Origin of the sequence: Paraburkholderia sp. (genome assembly GCF_036488505.1) — a bacterium.
In the GTDB taxonomy this organism is placed as follows: domain Bacteria; phylum Pseudomonadota; class Gammaproteobacteria; order Burkholderiales; family Burkholderiaceae; genus Paraburkholderia.
The window spans coordinates 1-19,166 of sequence record NZ_DASXHN010000463.1 but is presented as its reverse complement, the minus strand read 5'-3'; the positions used below and the strand labels follow the sequence as shown (position 1 = coordinate 19,166).

Here is a 19,166-nt window from a genome sequence, read left to right as displayed (position 1 = left end):
TCATCGCGAACGCCATGTACACACTCGGAATCAATGCGGTCTATCACGACAGTGCCGCCGCCCTGCTGAAAGACGGTGTGGTGCTCGCCGCCGCCGAAGACGAACGCTTCACGCACGTCAAGCATGCGAAACGCCCGGTGCCTTTTTCGACGTGGCAATTGCCGTTCGATGCGATCGACTACTGTCTGAAAGCGGCCGGCATTACGCTCGCCGACGTCGACCATGTCGCGTACTCGTACGACCCCGCGCTGTTCGGCGGGATGCCGAAGCGGCCCGGCGCGACGATCGAACTGCCGTTCGATCCGGCCGGCACGCAACTGGCCAACCCATCGGCGTCGCCGTGGGATCCGTTGTTTCTCAGCTATATCGCCAATGCCAAGGGACAGTTGCTCGACGGCGCGCCGCATCATCTGCGCAAGCGCTTTCAGCGCGTGGACCGCGAGCACGGCTTCGCGTGGCACTTCGTCGAACATCACCTCGCGCATGAAGCGAGCGCGTTTCTCGCGGCGCCGTTCGACGATACCGCGGTGCTGACGATGGACGGCCGCGGCGAAGGCGTGACGACCAGCATGGGGCAATTCGTCGGCGGCGAATACAAGCGTCTGAAGCAGGTCGAACTGCCGCATTCGCTGGGGCTGCTCTACGAAGCGGTCACCGACTGGCTCGGCTTTCTCCATTCATCGGACGAGTACAAGGTGATGGCGCTCGCGTCGTTCGGCAAACCGGTCTATGTGGACGTGTTTCGCGAGATCGTCCGCTATCGGCAGGACGGCAGCTATACCGTCGACGCGCCGCGTCTGACCGAACGCTTCGGCCCGGCGCGCGAACGCGGCGGCCCGCTCGAACAACGCCACTTCGATATCGCCCATTCGTTGCAGAAGGTGCTCGAGGAAACCGTGCTCGAACTCGCGAACTGGCTGCATCGGCAAACCGGTTTGAGCAAGCTGTGCATGGCGGGCGGCGTCGCGCTGAACTGCGTAATGAATTCGAAGGTGCGCGACGCGGGGCCCTTCACCGAAGTGTGGGTGCAACCGGCATCGGGCGACGCCGGTACCGCGCTCGGCGCGGCGCTGTGGACCGACTACCGAGAGCGGGCCGCGCGCGGCGATCGCGCGCGCCACTGGCGCATGGATCACGCGTACCTCGGCCCGGAGTACGGCGAGGCGGAAATCGAACAGTTCCTGCGCTGGTCGAAAGTGCCGTACCGGCGGCTCGACGATATCGCCGGTGAAACCGCCGATCTGCTCGCGAGCGGCAAGGTGATCGGCTGGTATCAGGGCCGCACGGAGTTCGGGCCGCGTGCGCTCGGTGCGCGCTCGATTCTCGCGTCGCCGGTCGATCCGCAGATGCAGGCGAAGCTCAACGAGATCAAGGATCGCGAGGACTTCCGCCCGGTCGCGCCGGTCGTGATGGAAGACCATGCGAACGAATGGTTCGTGAACGGGCAAACCGCACCGTTCATGCTGTTCGTGTTCGACGTGCGGGCCGACAAGGCCGCGCGCATTCCGGCCGTGCGCCACGTTGATGGCACCGCGCGCGTGCAGACCATCAACCGCGCGCAGCACCCGCTCTACTACGATCTGCTGGACGCGTTCCGGCAGCGCACCGGCGTGCCGATACTCGTGAATACGTCGTTCAATACGCGCGGCGAGCCGATGGTCAATTCGCCCCGCGACGCGGTCGAGTCGTTCTGGACCTCGCCGCTCGACGCGCTGGTGATCGGACCGTTCGTTGTCGAAAAGGCGGAGGCGCGCCCATGAGAGCTTCCGCGCTCGGTCCTTGCGCGCCGCACGGCAACGGGGTGGCCTCGCGCAGCCTCGTGGATGTCGAGGACTCCGGCTTTGCCAGCCCGCTGCCGCAGCAGCCCGATGTCTCCGTGGTGGTGCCGACCTATCGCCGCCCCGCGATGCTGGCCGCGTGCCTCGATGCGCTGGCCGCGCAGGACTTTCCAGCCAGCCGCTATGAACTCGTGATTTGCGACGACGGCCCCGACGAAGCGACGCGCGCGTGCGTCGAACGCTTCGCGCAAGCGCAGGCCGCGCGCGGGCTCGAAGTGCACTACCTGCCGGTCACGCGCACCCAGGGTCCGGCCGGCGCGCGCAATGCGGGCTGGCAGTACGCGCGCGCGGCGCTGATCGCATTCACCGACGACGATACGCTGCCCCACCCGCACTGGCTGGCGGCCGGCGTCGCGGCGCTGTCGCACGGCGCGGCGGCCGCGTCGGGAACGATCGTGGTGCCGCTGCCCGAACTGCCGACCGATTACGAAGCGGACGCGAGCGGCCTCGCGCGCGCGGAGTTCGCGACCGCGAATGTGTTCGTCACGCGCGCGGCGCTCGCCGCGGCGGGCGGTTTCGACGAACGCTTCACGTCGGCGTGGCGCGAGGACTCCGACCTGCAATTCACGCTGCTGCGCGCGGGCGGCGAGATCGTGCGCGCCACCGATGCGATCGTCGTTCACCCGGTGCGGCCCGCGCGCTGGGGCGTGAGCATCGCGCAGCAGAAGAAAAGCCAGTTCGACGCACTGCTTTACCGCAAGCATCCTGAACTGTTCAAGGCGCGCATCGCCGCGCGACCGCCGTTGCTGTACTACGCGATTCTCGGCGCGGCACTGGCGACGCTCGTCGGCGGCTTGCTTCGCAATGCGGCGATCGCGTGCGCCGGGCTCGTCGTGTGGTGCGCGCTCACCGGCTATTTCTGCGCGCTGCGGCTGCGCGGCCGCGATCGCCACTGGCGGCACGTCGCCGAGATGATCTGGACGTCGATCCCGATTCCGTTTCTGTCGATCTTCTGGCGCCTTTATGGCGCCGTCCGTTTCAAGGTGTTCTTTCCATGACCGCCCCCTCGTTGCTGGCGGCGCTCGCGCCGCGCCGTATCGTCGTGTTCCGCGCACTGCAACTCGGCGACATGCTGTGCGCGGTGCCCGCGCTGCGCGCGCTGCGCGACGCGGCGCCGGATGCGCACATCGCGCTGATCGGACTGCCGTGGGCGCACGCGTTCGTCGATCGCTATGCGGATCTGGTCGATGAACTGATCGTGTTTCCGGGCGCGGTCGGTTTTCCGGAGCAAGCGGAATCGGATGACGGCTTGCCCGCGTTCTTCTCGCAGATGCGCGCGCGCCGTTTCGATCTCGCGATCCAGTTGCACGGCAGCGGCGGGGTCGCGAACGAGCTTCTGCAACAGCTGGGCGCACGCGCGAACGCCGGCTTCTTGCAGCCCGACGAAGCGCACCGGCACGGCTGCTTCATCGACTGGCCCGACGAACTGCCCGAACCCGAGCGCTATCTCGCGCTGACGAGCGCGCTCGGCGCACCGGCCACGGACCGGCGGCTAAGTTTCCCGCTCACCGCGCGAGATCACGACGAATTCGCCGAATTGCGCGCGAAGCACGGTATCGAAGTGCAGCGGCTCGTGCTGATTCATCCCGGCGCGCAATTGCCGTCGCGCCGCTGGCCCGCCGAGCGCTTTGCGGCGGTGGCCGACGGGCTGGCTGCCGCAGGCTGGCAGATCGCGATCACCGGCACCGCCGCCGAAGCGCCATTGACCTGTGCGGTGCTCGGCGCGATGAGTGCGCCCGCTTTGCATCTCGCGGGCGCGACCTCGCTCGGTGGACTCGCCGCGCTGGTGGCGCAGGCGCAGCTGGTGGTGTGCAACGACACCGGCATCTCGCACATTGCGGCCGCGATGGCGACCGCGTCGGTGGTCGTCGCCTCCGGCAGCGATACGCGGCGCTGGGCGCCGCTCGATCATGCGCGCCATCGCGTGCTCGCCGACTATCCGCCGTGCCGGCCGTGCATGTTCCGCGACTGCCCGTATGGTCATCCGTGCGCAATGAATATCAGCGTCGAACACGTGGCCGAAACGGCGCGGGATCAGCTCGCGCAGGTCGCCGGCGCACACCCGGGCACGCCCGGCGCATTGCATGTCTGCATCGATTCGCCGTCTTTCGAGGAGTTGCACCATGCTACGTAACTGCCGCCGTCTGCGCGTGCTGACCTGGCACGTACACGGCAACTATCTGTACTACCTGAGCCAGGCGCCGCACGATTTCTATCTGGTCACGAAGCCCGGTCACCCGCCGGGCTATGCGGGCAAGGTCGGCGTGTTGCCGTGGGGCGATAACGTGCACGAGATTCCGATCGACGAGGTGCGCAACCAGCAGTTCGACGTGGTGCTGTACCAGCACCGTACGCAGTGGGACCACGATCGCGAGCACGTGCTGAGCGACGCGCAACGGCATCTGCCGAGGGTCTATGTCGAGCACGACCCGCCGCAGGACAATCCGTTCCAGCAGTGGCATTGGGTCGATGATCCCGGCACCTTGCTGGTTCACGTCACGCATTTCAACAGGCTGATGTGGGATAGCGGCGTCACCCCCACGCAGGTGATCGAGCATGGCGTCGTCGTGCCCGAAGGCGTGCGCTATAGCGGCGAACTGGAACGCGGGATCGTGGTCGTCAATCATCTCGCGCAGCGCGGCAGGCGGCTCGGCGCGGATGTGTTCAGCGAAACCCGCACGCGCGTACCGCTCGATCTCGTTGGCATGGACGCGGAGCGGCTCGGCGGCATCGGCGAAATCGGCAATCTCGAGCTGGCCGAGTTCAGCGCGCGCTACCGCTTCTTTTTCAATCCGATCCGCTGGACGAGTCTCGGCCTCGCGATCGTCGAGGCGATGACGATCGGCATACCGATCGTCGGTCTGGCAACGACCGAGCTGGCCACCGTGATTCGCAACGGCGAAAACGGTTTCGTGCATACGGATGTCGACGCGCTCGTCGATGTGATGCAGGAACTGCTGCGCGACCCCGGCGAAGCGCGCCGTCTCGGTGAAGGCGCGCGGCGCACCGCGCTGGAGCGCTTTCATATCGACCGTTTCGCGCAGCAGTGGCACGAGGCGCTGCTGCAGGTCACCGCGTGATTCCACGTTCAACGGATAACTAAAAGGACAACGCATCATGAAAGAACTCACCCGCAAGCGCATTCTGGTCACGGGCGGCGCCGGCTTTCTCGGCTCGCATCTGTGCGAGCGGCTGGTCGCGCAAGGGCACGACGTGCTGTGCGTCGATAACTTTTATACCGGCACGAAGGACAACATCGCGCATCTGCTCGACTGCGCGAACTTCGAGTTGATGCGTCATGACGTGACCTTTCCGCTCTATGTGGAAGTCGACGAAATCTATAACCTCGCGTGCCCGGCCTCGCCGATTCACTACCAGTACGATCCGGTGCAGACCACCAAGACCAGCGTGCATGGCGCGATCAATATGCTCGGACTCGCGAAGCGCGTGAAGGCGCGCATCTTCCAGGCATCGACGAGCGAAGTGTATGGCGACGCGCTCGTGCATCCACAGAAGGAGGACTACTGGGGCCATGTGAACCCGATCGGTCCGCGCTCATGCTACGACGAAGGCAAGCGCTGCGCGGAGACGCTGTTCATGGATTACCGCCGCCAGCATGGACTGTCGATTCGGATCGCGCGCATTTTCAACACCTATGGACCGCGCATGCATCCGGCCGATGGCCGGGTCGTGTCGAACTTCATGATGCAGGCGCTGCGCGGTGAACCGCTGACGGTGTACGGCGACGGCACGCAGACCCGCTCGTTCTGCTATGTCGACGACATGATCGATGCATTTATCCGCTTGATGAACTGCGCGGATGATCCGGGCGGCCCGGTCAATCTCGGCAACCCGCACGAGGTCACGATGAACGAGATCGCGCAGCGCATCGTCGCGGTGACGAGGTCCGCTTCACCGCTGGAGTCGCGTCCGTTGCCGGCGGATGACCCGTGGCATCGTCAGCCGGATATTGGGCGTGCGCGCCAGTTGCTGGGTTGGCAGCCGTCTACGTCGCTCGACGACGGGCTGTTGCGCACCGCGCGTTACTTCCGTGCCAAGCTGGCGGCCGGCGATGCTGTCCCGGTGCAAGCGGTTCATTAAAAGTCGTCGCGCCAATAGCCGAGCGCGACGCAAACAAACATGAACGCGGCGACAAGCAATGGATGCGTGACGGCGTTACGCGCGATCGCGCCGGCTATCACGCCGCCGCTGTAACCAAGCCACGCGCAGCCCGGCAACGCGGCGGTACGCAGCGCGTCCCGCGATGCGCCGCTGCGCCGCCTGGCCGCGCTCGCCGCGGCGACCAGCGCATCCGCGCATTTCACGATGTTGGTCGTCACGACGATCGTCTGAATCGACTGGCCGCCGAAACGCGCCATCGTCTCGCCTTGCATCGCCATGGCGAGTGCCAGCAACGGTAACTCGCCGGGTAGATGCAGCGCCGCATTGGCCCGCAATAGGTCCGCCACTGCGACGACCGCCGCTATCCCGAGCAGCAGATAGCGCGGCGCCGACAACACGCGCCGCGCGATGCCCCCGCACAGGCAGCCGGCGAAGAACAGCGCGAGCACGACGCCAAACGCGGCCGCCGCAGCCCAGTCGCGCGAGATCGCCGCATAACCGAACTGCACCGTGTTGCCGGTCATGATGCCCGGGTAACGTCCGTTGAAATCGAGGTAGCCGATGACTTCGACATAGCCCGCCGCTGCGGAAAGCAGCACGGCGCGCGTGATCGATTGCGCCAGCGTGTGATTTGGCGTGGGCGTGCTGGTCAATGGCGGTGTCTCCGACTGTGCGCGAGCAACGACGTGGCCGCATGAGGCCTGCCGAATCGCTGCGAGGGACCGCGATGCGCGCGGGTGCGGGATGCGTGGCGAGCAAGTGCCGTACCGGTGCGCGAGTCAGAAAAGCAAACGGGTTAGCGTGCGCTGCGCGTCGAGGTAGGCGAGCGCTAGCACTTCAGCAAGAGATAAAAAAAGCGGCCACGAGGGCCGCCGGGGAGCTTTGCCACAGGCGCAGCTCAAAAAGCCATGCCGCGAAGGGCGAACGGGCAATGGCGTACTGCAAACTCGACCGCATCACGCGGACGCGCTGGTTACGCGCGCGGAGGGATAGGGATCAAACGTGCCGGCTAGCCGACTCGGTGTCGCCCATCAGCACCGTCATCGTTCCCGCGCTCAAGGCCGCGGAGATGATTGCGAGGCGATCCGGCGGACAATCGACAAGGTCCACGCTCAGCGACTCCTGCCCGCCAGCGCAATTTATGTGTGCGGACCATCCGCATACCTGTACCTGATGCTCGATCAGACTTTTCCACACTGCGATGACGCGCAGCGGGCCTGGGCTGGCATAGATCGTCAGACGTTTCACGTTCACGGCTTCAACACGGCGATATGCCGCGCCTCCGTTGAGACCAACACGAATCATCGTTGCGGCCTCATTGAGGTTAGCTGCGCGAGCTTTCAGCGCCAAGCGCCGGTGGCTGACCGTAACGAGACGCTTGTGGACATGTGCGGCGGGTGCGCATCGCCGGTTGACCGGACAGTCGTCGTGCGCCGAGCCGTTGGCGCGATGTGCGCGCCAGTACGTCGCTAGTGCATCCTGGTTAGTGTTTCGCGGTACGCGACTTTCGCGCAATGAAGCAGGTGCTACGCGGCAGGCGCATCGGCGCGAATCCGCATCACGGTCTGTCGCGACGTGCCGAAGCGACGTGCGACTTCGCTGACCGACTGCCCGCCGCCGAGCGATTGCAAGATTCGCTCGCGCTGTTGTTCGGACAGCGACGGCGGCCTGCCCGTGTGTTTGCCCGCTGCGCGCACGGCCGCGAGGCTGTCGCGGCTGCGCAGACTGCGGCACGTCGCGTCGAGCCTTACCAGTGCGCGCAACGCTTTGACCGCCGCGGGTTCCGGTCGCGCGGCGAGGTCGGTATGGCCGACTTCGACGCACCGCAGCAGAACGTCGGCTTTCCGGCATTGCATGACGGTCGAAAGAATGTCGCGGGCGTTACAACCGAGCGCGGCCAGCTCGAGCACCACGAGCGTATCGCGGGGCGCAAGCCTCCTGAGCAGGCTCTGCAGTTCCGGCCGTTCGCGCGCCGGCGTATAAGTCGGCAGATCTTCCGTCGCCAGCCGCGCGAGCGTCACCATATAGCCCGCTTTGTCGAGCCGGATCAGCGCCTGCTCGCGCTTCGCGACGTCGTGGGCATCAAACAGGTAGATATGAACTTTTTCCACGTCAGCTTTCCGTCATCGCAATCCGCTAATGGCGATTGGCTCATTCGCGGCGTTTTACGCATCGGTGTCGGTCTCCACGCAATGTGTCGGCGCTTTCGCGCGGGCGGGGTTCAGGCTGGGGCTGGCCGGCCTGCAGCCGCGGCGGCTTCTGGTATGAGTGAGCCCGTGACTCGCGCCGGGCAACCATGAAAGTGCTGCAATATGCGTTCCTGATTCGTATCCCCGATATGCATTCGTCAGTCAGGTGGCGCTGCGTGCGGCGTGACTCATCGCGGCGGGGCGGGCTGTCAGGCCGCCCTTTGGCATCGTCGATACGTCATACCATAAGCGGCCGCGTTCGGTTGCCGCTCCGCCTGGTCGATCTTACTGGCGCATTCGAACCTGGGTCGTCGCGCCGACAGGATCGGTGGGCTGATGAGGAGGACTTTGCGTGGGATATCGGTTCGCTGGCGCGTCTTCGCAGTCGAATGGCGACGCAACTGGAGACGCAGTTAAAACAGAAGAGATCGAGGGATTTGAACAATCCACCAAGATTGCCAGGTTGCGAGCCTGCGCGCCGTTTCACATCGCCTCCGTCAATCTCCGTCGCCAGGGACGGTTGATCGACGGGCGCGCGCCGGGGCGTTATGAAACCTGTGACGGGGAAGAGCCTGATGCCTCTGACGCGTTCGCAAGCGAATGTGCGCCGTCGGCTTGTGCAAAGCGGAGGCGGATATCGCTGACCCGATCACCGAAGGATCTGCGGTCGTTGCCGTCCAGGCGCTCGGTGAACCGAGTCCCCATTTGCGCTAGCGGATCTGTAGGCCGGTTGTTCGCGCGCAACTCGAAATGCAGATGTGGCCCGGTCGCCGTGCCTGTGCTGCCGACTTCACCAAGCGCGTCGCCCTGCTTCACCGGCATGCCGGTGCGCAACCGTGCCGCGAATCTAGACAGGTGCCCATAGTAGGTCGTGTATCCGTCGCGATGGCGAACTGCCACGTAGTTGCCGTAGCCTGCGCCGCTGCCGACGAATTGCACCGTGCCGTCCGCCGCCGCGACGACCGGTGTGCCGGCCGGAGCGGCAAAATCGACGCCGCTGTGCCCGTGATGTTCGTGGCGCACCGGATGGATTCTCGGTCCGAAGCGCGAGCTAATGCGGGTGTACCTGACCGGCAGCGCGAATCTGGACGCCGGCACCGAAGTGCCATCGAAGGAATAGTACTTACCGTCTTTTCCATCCGTGCCCGGGAACCACGCTACCTGATGCTTGCTACCGTTGTACGTGATATCGACGGCGACGACTCGCGGTGACTTTCCGCGATATTCGCGTTCGTAAAGAATCCGATAGCGATCTTCTTTTCCCGGCTTCGCGTTGGTTGACAGCGCTGGACCGAAGATCCCGAACACCTGATCGGCGACACCGATGGGAAGATCTACGTCTTTGAGCGTGTCGCGCAGATTGCCGGTTATTTTTCCGCTTCGCACGACGAGGCTTTGGTCCTTCTCGACACTTTTGCTATTGGACAGCGAAGCAGCTATCGACGTCGGTCCTCCATTCGCAAATGCGCATCCGGGAAGCTGTCCGGCGTCTGGCAATCCCGTCGCCAGCCGGGTAGACGTGACGCATGAAGGTGCAGCGCCCGATGCAAGTCCTGCTTCGGCTCGCGGTGACAGGGCTGCGCTGTGCGATAGCAAACCCAGCGCGAACAGCGTGCCGATTGCACCAACGATAGTGGACAATCGAACCGTCGGCCGAAGCTGGCTCGACGGTCTATCCGGTGCGATTGGGTTAGCACAATTAGCAGCAGATTCTTTCTGGCGACGTCGCAAAAGCGTGGAATAAAGCAGTTTCATATTGAACTCGTACTCAACAGAATAGGTGACGAGGCATCTCGATCGGAAAATCTCTAAATTACGACAGGTACTTCAAATCGCGTAACCGACAAAACGATTCATCAAATAATCGCCCGATAATAAAAACCAAAAACGGATGAAATTCAATTGAATGATTCGCTTGGTGCGCACTGTTTCGATTAAGTCAGCGTTTGCGGTGAAGCCGCGTTTGTTCGGTTCCTCCGCCAGACGCCGCCCTCAAATTTAAGATAGAGTCGTCCAACGGGGCACGTGACCCGCCTGGATTCATGTTCTGACTAATACGAAATACTACGAGTCGTCCGGGATCACTACCTGTATAAATCTAAGACTTTTCTGTTTTTTTCTTATTTTTGCGTGCTATTTCTCGTGGCTGAGCAAGCAAATCTCTCAACCTATTGCTCATTTCCCGATTTCGCATCAGTATACGAACCCGCACGATCAATAGTGCGTTGCGTACGCGATCGTCTGATTGGGGTTCATCTCCAATTGCTAAAACTTCAAGAATTTTCGATAAAGATTAAATCTGGACGGACAGATCGACTCACGAACCCGAGCGAACAGCCTGCCGTCGCATTCCAGAACAAAGGACGTTTTCAGATGGATGATTTCGCCATCCGGGTCATGCTCGCCGATGATCACCCCGCAGTTGTTGCCGGATTGCTCTATACGCTCAAGGAGTATCGCACGCTGAAAGTTATCGACTCGGCGGCCAATTCCACCGAATTGCTTGCCGCGCTGGGCAAACAGCCGTGCGATGTACTGGTCTCGGATTACGCGATGCCAGGTGGCGATTACGGCGACGGCATCACGTTGTTTTCGTTCTTGCAGCGCCGGTATCCAACTACGCGGATCGTCATATTGTCGATGATTGACAACCCCGGCGTTATTCGAGCCCTGCTCGGACTGGGCATTCAATGCATTCTGAGCAAGACCGATGCTAACGATCATCTGATCGCCGCCATTCACGGCGCCTATGCAAAGGGGCGTTATTTCTCCCCGGCCATCGCGAAGATCGTCTGGCAACTCGACCTCGAAGCGTCGGGCTCCAGTAACCGCGCACTGACCGCCCGCGAATCCGAAGTGGTGCGGTTGTTTGTGTCCGGACTTTCGGTCAATGAAATTTCGGCGCAGCTCAAGCGCAGCAAACAGACCATCAGCTCGCAGAAAGCCAGCGCGATGCGCAAGCTCGGGGTGGATAGCGACACCGAACTGATCAAGTACTCGATCGGTGCCGCGTACGCGGAGAAACACGGCAATCGTGCTGGCGATGACCGAGCGGACGCAGCGGCTGCGGACGTGAATTACTAGCGTCGCAGTTCCCGCGCGAACGGCTGCGCTTTTACAGCGGTTCGTGCCGACGAGCGGTCATATTTCGACGATCGTCCGCACGAACGCTGCGCGCAGTTGGGCGTCGCAGCTTTACGCGATTCCGCCCCGCCCCTCGGGCTCAACGCCGAACGCACTCTGCACGGCTTCGAATCGGGAACTCACGTTCAGTTTTTCGAAAACGTTCTTCATGTGCCATTTGACCGTTTCGGGCGCCAGATTCAACTGCCGGCCAATTTCCTTATTCGACAGACCGCGAGCGACGTGGCTCAGTATTTCCAGTTCTCTCGCGCTCAATGCAGCCGACATCGTCTTCATCTGTGCATACCTCGGCGGTGCAGGGGGTGTCTTGTTCAGCTGATCGAAAGCCGACAGCAACGTATCGATGTAAGCGGCCTCCTCCGCCGAGAATTCCGATGACGCGCGGCGAGCCCGTTGCAGTAACGCACGAACCATCGGCCCTTCGTCGACGAAACCATTGATCATGCCGATTTTGTTTCCGATTCGCAGTGCGCTTTTTAGCGCTGCAAGCGCGTCTTCGGATGCACCGAGCTGCTCGTGCGCGACAGCAAGTAGCAGCGACACACTCGACTCGGCATAGCGCCAGCCTATTGCGATCAGGTTCTCCAGCAACCGCGACAGAAAATCAATCGCGCGCTCCGCGGCATTTTCGGCAAGCAGAACCCTGGCCTGCAGCACGCAGTAACTCGTCCAGGTCTCCATCGCGGACCCGCGTCGCCCTTCGCACATCATCGGTACGGTCGCGCTCAGTTCGTCGGCGATCTGTCTGGCTTCGGCGATATGGCCGTCGGCGAGGAGCTGTCTGACGGTTTCGGCATCGCAGGCCAGCTTCAGACGCAGCCATCGACGTGCTATCGCGGCCTGTCGACCGTCTTCGAGAACCGCCAGCGCCGCGCCCTTGTCGCCATCGCGCCAGAGCACGCGTGATGCGCACACCGTACAGCGGATCAGCGCGGCGAGCGGCGCGGTCTCCAACATCACCGGCATGCGACCCGCGATCATGTTGCGCGCTTTGGACAGTTCATTGCACTCGTAGTAGATCGACGCAAGGCACCCCGCCAGCGCCGCGACGCCCGCGGCTGATTCACCTAGAATGCCTTCCGCGCGCTGCAGCGTGGCTTCGAAAATCCGCTTTGCATCGGGAAGCTCGCCATAGACGAGCGCGGCGAGACCGTACACCGCGTCGCGAAGCATGTCCGAATAATTCGGCGTTTGGCCGTGCTGGATCTGATCGGCCGCTGCTTTCCATGTACGGGATATCTGGTTGAACTGTCCTCTATATATCAAGCCGAAAATTTGAGCGCTTTGCGCGAAGTGCCGTGCCCATTGCGGCACGGGCGCCGTCGATGCCCCGACGGCGCTACCTAGTTCGAGCGCTCGCTCGCTGTCGTCACCGATGCTTGCCACCAGCGCGCTGACCGCGTCGAGTTCGACCCATTCTGCTTCGGTGACCACCGCCGGATCGTCACGCTGCATGCGTTCCACGTCTTCCGCAATCGCGCTGATTTCACTTGAAGCGCGCGCTGTTTCGAACGAGACCGCGAGCGCCCATGCGCTCGCAAGACGCAGTCGCCGCCGGCCGCGGATGACATCCGGCGGAAGTTTGCCGATCCATCCTTGCAACCTGTGGTGATCGCCGCGTTCGAGCATCTCCATCGCGCAGTTCTCAGCCCACTGCGCCGCCTGCTCGATGTCGCCCGCCACCAGCGCATGTCGAACCGCCTCGGGCCACAGGCGTTCGCGCGCGAACCACCGAGATGCGCGGCGATGCAGCAATGGAACGTGCTGCGGCGCCTGACGGACAAGACGTCGTCTGAGCGCATCGGATAACAACGCGTGATAGCGATACCAGTTTTGTGTTTCGTCGAGCGGCCGAATGAATACGTTGTGCCGTTCGAGCCAGTCCAGCTTCTGCCCGCTGCCGCCCTCATCGCCCACCACCTCGTCGCACAACGTGGCGGTAAGCCGCTCGAGAATCGACGTCGACAGCAGAAAAGTCAGCATCGGCTTTGGCAATTGCGCAAACACCGTGTCGTTCAGGTAGCGATCTATTCCGAAGCGAGATCCGGAAAGATTGTTGGCAAGCGCGGCCGCATCGTCTACCTGACTCAGCGCAAGAGCGGCCAATTGCAGACCGGCAACCCATCCTTCGGTTGCCCGGTTCAACAACTCGACGCTATTGCGGCCAAGCGGCACGATACTCGCGCGGTCGAAAAACGCTTGTGCATCATCGATCGAAAAGCGCAGATCGTCGGCATTCACGCGAGTCAGCTTCTCGGGCGATCTCAGTTCCCCGAGCGTCAATGCCGGCTCGCCTCGCGCGCCGAGCAGCACGTGCAGGTTCTCCGGAGCGTAGCGCAGCAAACGCGCAACGACCGCAAGGACGGGCTCGGCGCTCAAGCGGTCGACGTCATCGAGTACCAGAAAGACACTGCGGTTGTATGCGGCGATTCCGTTCAGCAGCACTGAGATGATCGTTCTGGCCGACGTACGCGCATCGTTATCGAGGATTTGTTGCGCCTGCCATGCGATGTCTTTCGACGCACGGCAAAACGCCGCAACCAGATACGCACAGAATTGCTGCGCATCGTCGTCCTCGCCGTCGACACTGAGCCACGCGACCGGACGCTTCTTTTTCGACTGCAGATCACTCCAGGCCGCGAGCAGCGTCGTCTTGCCGAAACCCGCAGGCGCAATCACGAGCGTCACATGATGCGGGCGTCGTTCGTCGAGCAGACGGAGTAATTCGGGCCGTTGTACGCACCCGGCAGGAAGACGCGGCGGCATCATCTTGGTCTGGATCAGTGACACGATCCATTCGCGATCGAAGCTATTTAAAGGTGTATTCATGCTTGTTCATCACACCGACTAGCCGTGAGAGGTATCGATGGATCAGTGTAAGTGGATTTAAGATACGCCGAACCTGACTACGACTCAATGTCGAGCGGCGCGCCGGCGCCTGGCAAACGGCTCAGGCGCCCTGCTGCGACCGGTCATTGCGCTCGGCGTGGTCTTCCGGCTCGGCGCCCGTGGATATTTGCGTTACCGCAGCGGGAACCTCCACCTCATCGAGCCGGTATCCGTGCGTATAGACCGTCGTCAAACGAACACCGTTATGCGGACCCAGAGCGAGCTTGCGCCTGAGCCGATAGATATGCGTGTCGATCGTGCGAGAAGTGCTGTCCAGCTCCCGGCCCCAGGAAAGCTTGGCCAGAAGCCGTTTGGACACCACCCGGCCAACGTTGCCGAAGAAATATGCGGCAACGTCGAATTCCTTTTCGGTCAACAGGATCGGTTGGCCGTGAAGAAATACGCTGCGCTGCGTGATGTCAAACACGTAGGGCCCGACGGATATCGCGGTTTCGATCTTTTCGCTGCGCCGGGTACGACGCAATAGCGCGCTCATCCGCGCCACCAACTCTTTTGTACGGAACGGCTTGATGACGTAATCATCGGCGCCGGCGTCGAGCGCCCTCACGATGTCGACTTCCAGAATCCGGCTGGTCAGGAACAGCACGGCCGGTTCGCGGCCCAGATTACGGCGCATCCAGTACAGCACCTCGAATCCGCTCACGCCGGGCAATTCCCAATCGAGCACCACCAGATCGACCTCGTTAGCCTCGAGAAAAGTAATCGCGCCCTGACCGTGAGCAACTCTATGCACCACATGTCCAGCTTGCCGGATTGCCTTTTCAGCAGCATCGGCTTGTGCGGGATCGTCTTCCACTAACAGGATATTCATTTGATTTGCCACCTTTATCTTTCGCCCCCGGACCGACAACCCGATTCCCTCGACAACGCGGCGAAAGCGTGCAAAACCGACCCTCCGGCTGCACGGGGAATTGAGTCAAGCGTGCCGAAAAACTTTCATGAAAAATCACACCCGCAAACGATTGGGCTTCGAACCGTCGCCGGCGGCGGGCCCGTTTGCTTTGTGAACTTTGTGAAAACACGATAGAGGCAGCCGTCTTTCAAAGCCCCCCCTTCGGGGAGGGGGTATGGCGCTTTTTGACGGGGGGTGATTTCCGTTGACGACCCCCTCTTCAGCAACGCAACGAGCCCGGCGGCGAGAAACTCGGTATCTGAGACGCATAGCCGCCCACGTCACTGGATTCGTCGCGGGGCCGTAAGTGGCAACTTCGCAGGTAGCTCCACCGCTGTGCCATAAGGAAAACCCGCCGATGAGCGCGCTGGTTCGCTCGGCACCCGCGGCGATCATGTATCGATGTTGTCATGCCCCACCCCCCAGTGGGTCGGCGGCAAACGATCGAACCAGCCACCCCCCGGGATCCGCATAAAGTCGACGACGCTGCCGCCTGTCTTCGCGTCGCAAGGCAACGGGCCATCGGCCAGCGTGCCGCCGAACTGCTGCCCTGGAAACCTATCGACTTACCTCGTTCGCAATGCATAGCCCAAGTTCCGCGCATCTGCGTGACTGGCCCCCATCGCGAGCGAATCATATCGAGCGCTGCATTCGCCGTTGCCAATAATTGTGAACTCTGATGTTCCGCAACGATTTACAGGTGGCCCACCAACGTTCACATGCCCCCCCCAATCGTCAATAACGATCACGCGCGCGATCGGGCATTCTTAAATGAGTTGTCAAATCAGCCCACCGACCGCCTGCAATTACGACAAGCGTTATCTCCGATCGCACCTTTTCAATTATTCACACCGCCACGCAACGGCTTCGCTACGATTCAAATCACAAACGACCGGTCGAACAAAGCATTTTGTGACGATTGGCTCACGGATGTACCAACACATGAAGCAATTCACGAAAACCGCAGGAAACTGACATCGAAAAGCATGCACTTGCCGATTCGAAATTCCAGGCATCGCGGAATTCCGGTCGACAGGTCGGTCGGAATACGAGACTTGCAGCATAAGCGCATCGAAGACCGCCATGAAACTCCTCACGCCGCCCGCTCCCACCCTCTGCACGATCGACGACGCCCAACGCGGGCTCGCCAAAAGCGAGTTTTTCTTTGTCTACCAACCCAAACTGCGAATGGCCGAAGGCCGGTTGTCGGGTTTCGAATCGCTTCTGCGATGGAACCATCCGTCGCTCGGCGTGTTATCGCCGGCCTCTTTCATCCACCTGGTAGAAGACTCTCCGCTGACCGGCAGCTTCACCGACTTCGTCGTGGCGCAAGCGGCCCGCACACTCGCCGATTGGACCGCGCGCGGGTACGGCAGGCTTTCGCTGGCCGTCAATCTTCCCGCTGCTGAAATCGGCCGCCCCGGCCTCGCCAGCGAACTCTCCGCGCTCTGTTGCAGCCGTTCGGTGGAAACTTCACGGCTACAGATCGAACTCACGGAAACAACCGATCCGGGCCCGATCGACAAACTCGCGTCGGCCGTGGAATCGCTGAAAGAGTCGGGCATCAGCGTTGCAATCGACGATTTCGGCGCAGGTTGCTGGTCGCTTGCGATTCTTCACCGTCTCGGTGTCGATACGTTGAAGCTGGACCGCGGATTCATGTACCGCATTCAGGAGAATGCGAATTCAAAGGTCGTTGTCGAATCGCTGATCGAGTTGGGACAGCGGTTGGGAAAGCGGGTCGTCATCGAAGGTATCGAGACGGCCGAACAGTTCGCATGGGTCAGGACCATCGAACAGATCGATTGCCAGGGCTATTACATTTCAGCCCCGGTCCCGCAGGAGCAGATCGGCGAGCTCGTCGCAATGCACGGCATGATTCACTAACCAGCACGCCGATCGCCAGACACCCATGGCCACCCGTGGGGCGTCACAAGACCCGCGGGTCAACACCGCGACTCCATCGCTTTCACGAACTCGCGGCACGTTGAAGAACGTTGCCGCGAAATCGAATCCGCCCCGCTTGACATGCAAGCAATCCATTGCCTATATTCCACGCAATAGATTACTTGCCTGTCGTCCTCGATGGCCGAACGCCCCGAAAACACCGACCTGCTGTTCAAAGCACTCGCAGACCCGAGCCGCCGCAAGTTGCTGGATCTGCTGCACGCGAACGACGGCCAGACGCTCAACGATCTGTGCGAGCACCTCGACATGACGCGGCAAGGCGTCACACAGCATCTGAGTCTGCTAGAGGCGGCGAAGCTCGTCGTCACGATGCGGCGTGGTCGCGAAAAGTTGCACTTCCTGAATCCCGTACCGCTGCAGGCAATCTACGAGCGCTGGATTGCCAAGTTCGAAAAGCCGCGCCTCAAAGCGCTATCGAATCTGAAACGACGACTGGAGAAGGACAAATGACCCGATCGACCTTTGTATACGTTACTTACATCCGAACCACGCCGGAGAAGTTGTGGTCTGCATTGACCGACGTGGAGTTCATGAAGCAGTACTGGTTCGGCATGCACTGCGAAAGCGGATGGACCGCGGGCTCGCCATGGCAGCTCGTGTCGCCCAGCGGGCAGATCTTCGACGCGGGCGAGATCATCGAGGTGGAGCGGCCACGGCGTCTCAAGATCCGCTGGCGGCATCAGAACCAGCCGGAGCTCACCGCCGAAGGCGATTCGCGCTGTACGATGGAACTCGAACCGCTCGGCGCGGCGGTCAAGCTCTCGATCACGCACACGATCGAGCGCGATCCGTCGAAGCTCATCGAAGCGGTGTCGGGCGGCTGGCCGAAGATCATGTCCAATCTGAAGTCGTTGCTGGAGACCGGCTCGGTCGTGATGCAGCAACCGTATCCGGCTGACAGTGCCGCAGTGGCAAAGCAATAAAACGCCGTTTCGAATCGATCGCGTCCGTGCCAGGCTGTTACAAGCGCTCTTCCGTCGTCGCATCGGCAGGCGGTCAGCCCGGGCGCGACGAGCCGATCACGCGGAGCAGGCGCGGCGAAATCCGCCCAGAACTGACGTAGGACCGAAGCCTCGCACTCGCATGCCTGCGAAGGAGCACAAGCATGGCCCAACTGCTGTCGGTGAATGTCGGCCTGCCACGCGACATCGAATGGAACGGCCGCACCGTTCACACCGGAATCTGGAAAAGCGCAGTACGTGGCCGCTGCCGGGCCGGCCGTCTGAATCTCGCCGGCGACGGACAAGGCGATCTGGCCGGACATGGCGGCGAGCAGCGCGCGGTGTTCGTCTATCAGATCGAGTCGTATCGCTACTGGCAGGCGCAACTGAAGCGGACCGACTTTGTGTACGGGCAGTTCGGCGAAAACTTCACGATCGACGGGCTGCCTGACTCCACCGTCTGCATCGGCGACCGCTATCGGATCGGCAGCGCGCTGTTCGAAGTGACCCAGCCGCGCGTCACCTGCTATCGCGTCGGTATCCGGATGAATGAGCCGCGCATGCCGGCGCTGCTGACATCGAGTGGACGGCCCGGCTTTTACTTCCGGGTGCTGAGCGAAGGCGACGTCACGGCGGACGACGAAATCGTCAAGGTCGGCGAGGCTGGCGAGCGCATCAGCGTCGCGCAAATCAACGCATTGCTGTACTCGTCGGATCATCCGCGCGATCGGCTCGAACGCGCATTGCGGATCGACGCGTTGTCGCCCGGATGGCGCGGCTCGTTCGACGCGCTGCTGCGAAGCCAGAGCGCAGGTGCGACAAGCGGCAACGCGGGCCTCGCGCCCGCGGGCGCCTCGCATCCGGTGGCAGCCGGATTTCGCCCGCTCGAGGTGACGGCTATCGACGAAGAGTGCGCGGACGTGCTGTCACTGACGCTACGAGCCACCGACAATCAACCGCTACCACGCGCGCTGCCCGGCCAATACGTGGTCCTCCGTCTTCAACGCGTGCCAGGCGGCGCGCCGCTATTGCGCAGTTACTCGCTGTCGGGCGCGCTCTCGACAGAACGCTACCGCATCAGCGTGAAGACCGAGCCGAACGGTGCGGCGGGCACTTATCTGCGCGAGCGTCTGCGCGTGGGCGACGTGCACGACGTCAGTTC

Annotated in this window: 16 protein-coding genes; 10 read left to right on the top strand and 6 right to left on the bottom strand. The window is 62.3% G+C overall.

From position 1 onward, the window contains the following. The first annotated feature begins 14 nt into the window (after positions 1 to 14). Genes VGH68_RS26710 through VGH68_RS26690 form a run of 5 tightly spaced genes read left to right on the top strand, consistent with a single transcriptional unit; the run spans position 15 to position 5,939 of the window. Positions 15 to 1,760 (top strand): carbamoyltransferase family protein, encoded by a 1,746-nt coding sequence (locus VGH68_RS26710; protein ID WP_331606727.1) that lies wholly within the window; start codon positions 15 to 17, stop codon positions 1,758 to 1,760. Continuing rightward, positions 1,757 to 2,836, top strand: a complete 1,080-nt coding sequence (locus VGH68_RS26705; RefSeq protein WP_331606726.1) for a glycosyltransferase — start codon at positions 1,757 to 1,759, stop codon at positions 2,834 to 2,836. The genes VGH68_RS26710 and VGH68_RS26705 overlap by 4 nt, the downstream gene beginning before the upstream one ends. Then, positions 2,833 to 3,972: a glycosyltransferase family 9 protein gene (locus tag VGH68_RS26700; RefSeq protein WP_331606725.1), complete on the top strand. Its 1,140-nt coding sequence runs from the start codon at positions 2,833 to 2,835 to the stop codon at positions 3,970 to 3,972. Before VGH68_RS26705 ends, VGH68_RS26700 begins: the two co-directional genes overlap by 4 nt. After that, positions 3,962 to 4,918 (top strand): glycosyltransferase family 4 protein, encoded by a 957-nt coding sequence (locus VGH68_RS26695; protein WP_331606724.1) that lies wholly within the window; start codon positions 3,962 to 3,964, stop codon positions 4,916 to 4,918. The genes VGH68_RS26700 and VGH68_RS26695 overlap by 11 nt, the downstream gene beginning before the upstream one ends. A 37-nt stretch (positions 4,919 to 4,955) precedes the next feature. Continuing rightward, a complete protein-coding gene (locus tag VGH68_RS26690) occupies positions 4,956 to 5,939 on the top strand; it encodes a UDP-glucuronic acid decarboxylase family protein (RefSeq protein WP_331606723.1) in 984 nt (327 codons plus the stop codon). Here the strand turns inward: VGH68_RS26690 and VGH68_RS26685 are convergent. The 4 genes from VGH68_RS26685 to VGH68_RS26670 all read right to left on the bottom strand — a co-directional run bounded on the left by VGH68_RS26685 (position 5,936) and on the right by VGH68_RS26670 (position 9,904). Next, positions 5,936 to 6,613, bottom strand: coding sequence for a YoaK family protein (locus VGH68_RS26685; protein ID WP_331606722.1), 678 nt, complete (start codon positions 6,611 to 6,613; stop codon positions 5,936 to 5,938). The genes VGH68_RS26690 and VGH68_RS26685 overlap by 4 nt on opposite strands. Before the next feature lie 343 nt (positions 6,614 to 6,956). Continuing rightward, positions 6,957 to 7,310 (bottom strand): hypothetical protein, encoded by a 354-nt coding sequence (locus VGH68_RS26680; RefSeq protein ID WP_331606721.1) that lies wholly within the window; start codon positions 7,308 to 7,310, stop codon positions 6,957 to 6,959. Between the two features lie 176 nt (positions 7,311 to 7,486). Continuing rightward, on the bottom strand, positions 7,487 to 8,071 hold the full coding sequence (locus VGH68_RS26675; RefSeq protein ID WP_331606720.1) for a helix-turn-helix domain-containing protein: 585 nt from the start codon (positions 8,069 to 8,071) through the stop codon (positions 7,487 to 7,489). 624 nt (positions 8,072 to 8,695) lie between these two features. Beyond that, positions 8,696 to 9,904, bottom strand: coding sequence for a M23 family metallopeptidase (locus tag VGH68_RS26670; protein ID WP_331606719.1), 1,209 nt, complete (start codon positions 9,902 to 9,904; stop codon positions 8,696 to 8,698). A gap of 618 nt (positions 9,905 to 10,522) precedes the next feature. Between VGH68_RS26670 and VGH68_RS26665 the strand changes: the two genes are divergently transcribed. Next, positions 10,523 to 11,233, top strand: a complete 711-nt coding sequence (locus VGH68_RS26665; protein WP_331606718.1) for a response regulator transcription factor — start codon at positions 10,523 to 10,525, stop codon at positions 11,231 to 11,233. 111 nt (positions 11,234 to 11,344) lie between these two features. On the opposite strand, the gene VGH68_RS26660 is transcribed toward VGH68_RS26665, so the two are convergent. Both VGH68_RS26660 and VGH68_RS26655 read right to left on the bottom strand, forming a co-directional pair. Then, on the bottom strand, positions 11,345 to 14,122 hold the full coding sequence (locus tag VGH68_RS26660; protein ID WP_331606716.1) for a LuxR C-terminal-related transcriptional regulator: 2,778 nt from the start codon (positions 14,120 to 14,122) through the stop codon (positions 11,345 to 11,347). A gap of 121 nt (positions 14,123 to 14,243) precedes the next feature. Then, on the bottom strand, positions 14,244 to 15,014 hold the full coding sequence (locus tag VGH68_RS26655; RefSeq protein ID WP_331606714.1) for a response regulator transcription factor: 771 nt from the start codon (positions 15,012 to 15,014) through the stop codon (positions 14,244 to 14,246). Positions 15,015 to 16,178: 1,164 nt separating this feature from the next. On the opposite strand from VGH68_RS26655, the gene VGH68_RS26650 reads away from it, so the two are divergent. From VGH68_RS26650 to VGH68_RS26635, 4 genes are all read left to right on the top strand, one after another. Further along, positions 16,179 to 16,982 (top strand): EAL domain-containing protein, encoded by an 804-nt coding sequence (locus VGH68_RS26650; protein WP_331606713.1) that lies wholly within the window; start codon positions 16,179 to 16,181, stop codon positions 16,980 to 16,982. A gap of 198 nt (positions 16,983 to 17,180) precedes the next feature. After that, entirely contained in the window at positions 17,181 to 17,513 is a 333-nt protein-coding gene (locus tag VGH68_RS26645) for a metalloregulator ArsR/SmtB family transcription factor (protein WP_331606712.1), read from the top strand. After that, positions 17,510 to 17,986, top strand: a complete 477-nt coding sequence (locus VGH68_RS26640; RefSeq protein ID WP_331606711.1) for an SRPBCC family protein — start codon at positions 17,510 to 17,512, stop codon at positions 17,984 to 17,986. The genes VGH68_RS26645 and VGH68_RS26640 overlap by 4 nt, the downstream gene beginning before the upstream one ends. Before the next feature lie 182 nt (positions 17,987 to 18,168). Next, the coding region (locus tag VGH68_RS26635; protein WP_331606710.1) for an MOSC domain-containing protein at positions 18,169 to 19,166 on the top strand (998 nt) is incomplete at its 3' end.

Bases quoted from the DNA above. Each gene is read 5' to 3' on its own strand.
- VGH68_RS26710 (WP_331606727.1), top strand. From the start codon at position 15: ATGTACACACTCGGAATCAATGCGGTCTATCACGACAGTGCCGCCGCC.
- VGH68_RS26705 (WP_331606726.1), top strand. From the start codon at position 1,757: ATGAGAGCTTCCGCGCTCGGTCCTTGCGCGCCGCACGGCAACGGGGTG.
- VGH68_RS26700 (WP_331606725.1), top strand. From the start codon at position 2,833: ATGACCGCCCCCTCGTTGCTGGCGGCGCTCGCGCCGCGCCGTATCGTC.
- VGH68_RS26695 (WP_331606724.1), top strand. From the start codon at position 3,962: ATGCTACGTAACTGCCGCCGTCTGCGCGTGCTGACCTGGCACGTACAC.
- VGH68_RS26690 (WP_331606723.1), top strand. From the start codon at position 4,956: ATGAAAGAACTCACCCGCAAGCGCATTCTGGTCACGGGCGGCGCCGGC.
- VGH68_RS26670 (WP_331606719.1), bottom strand. From the start codon at position 9,904: ATGAAACTGCTTTATTCCACGCTTTTGCGACGTCGCCAGAAAGAATCT.
- VGH68_RS26665 (WP_331606718.1), top strand. From the start codon at position 10,523: ATGGATGATTTCGCCATCCGGGTCATGCTCGCCGATGATCACCCCGCA.
- VGH68_RS26660 (WP_331606716.1), bottom strand. From the start codon at position 14,122: ATGAATACACCTTTAAATAGCTTCGATCGCGAATGGATCGTGTCACTG.
- VGH68_RS26655 (WP_331606714.1), bottom strand. From the start codon at position 15,014: ATGAATATCCTGTTAGTGGAAGACGATCCCGCACAAGCCGATGCTGCT.
- VGH68_RS26650 (WP_331606713.1), top strand. From the start codon at position 16,179: ATGAAACTCCTCACGCCGCCCGCTCCCACCCTCTGCACGATCGACGAC.
- VGH68_RS26645 (WP_331606712.1), top strand. From the start codon at position 17,181: ATGGCCGAACGCCCCGAAAACACCGACCTGCTGTTCAAAGCACTCGCA.
- VGH68_RS26640 (WP_331606711.1), top strand. From the start codon at position 17,510: ATGACCCGATCGACCTTTGTATACGTTACTTACATCCGAACCACGCCG.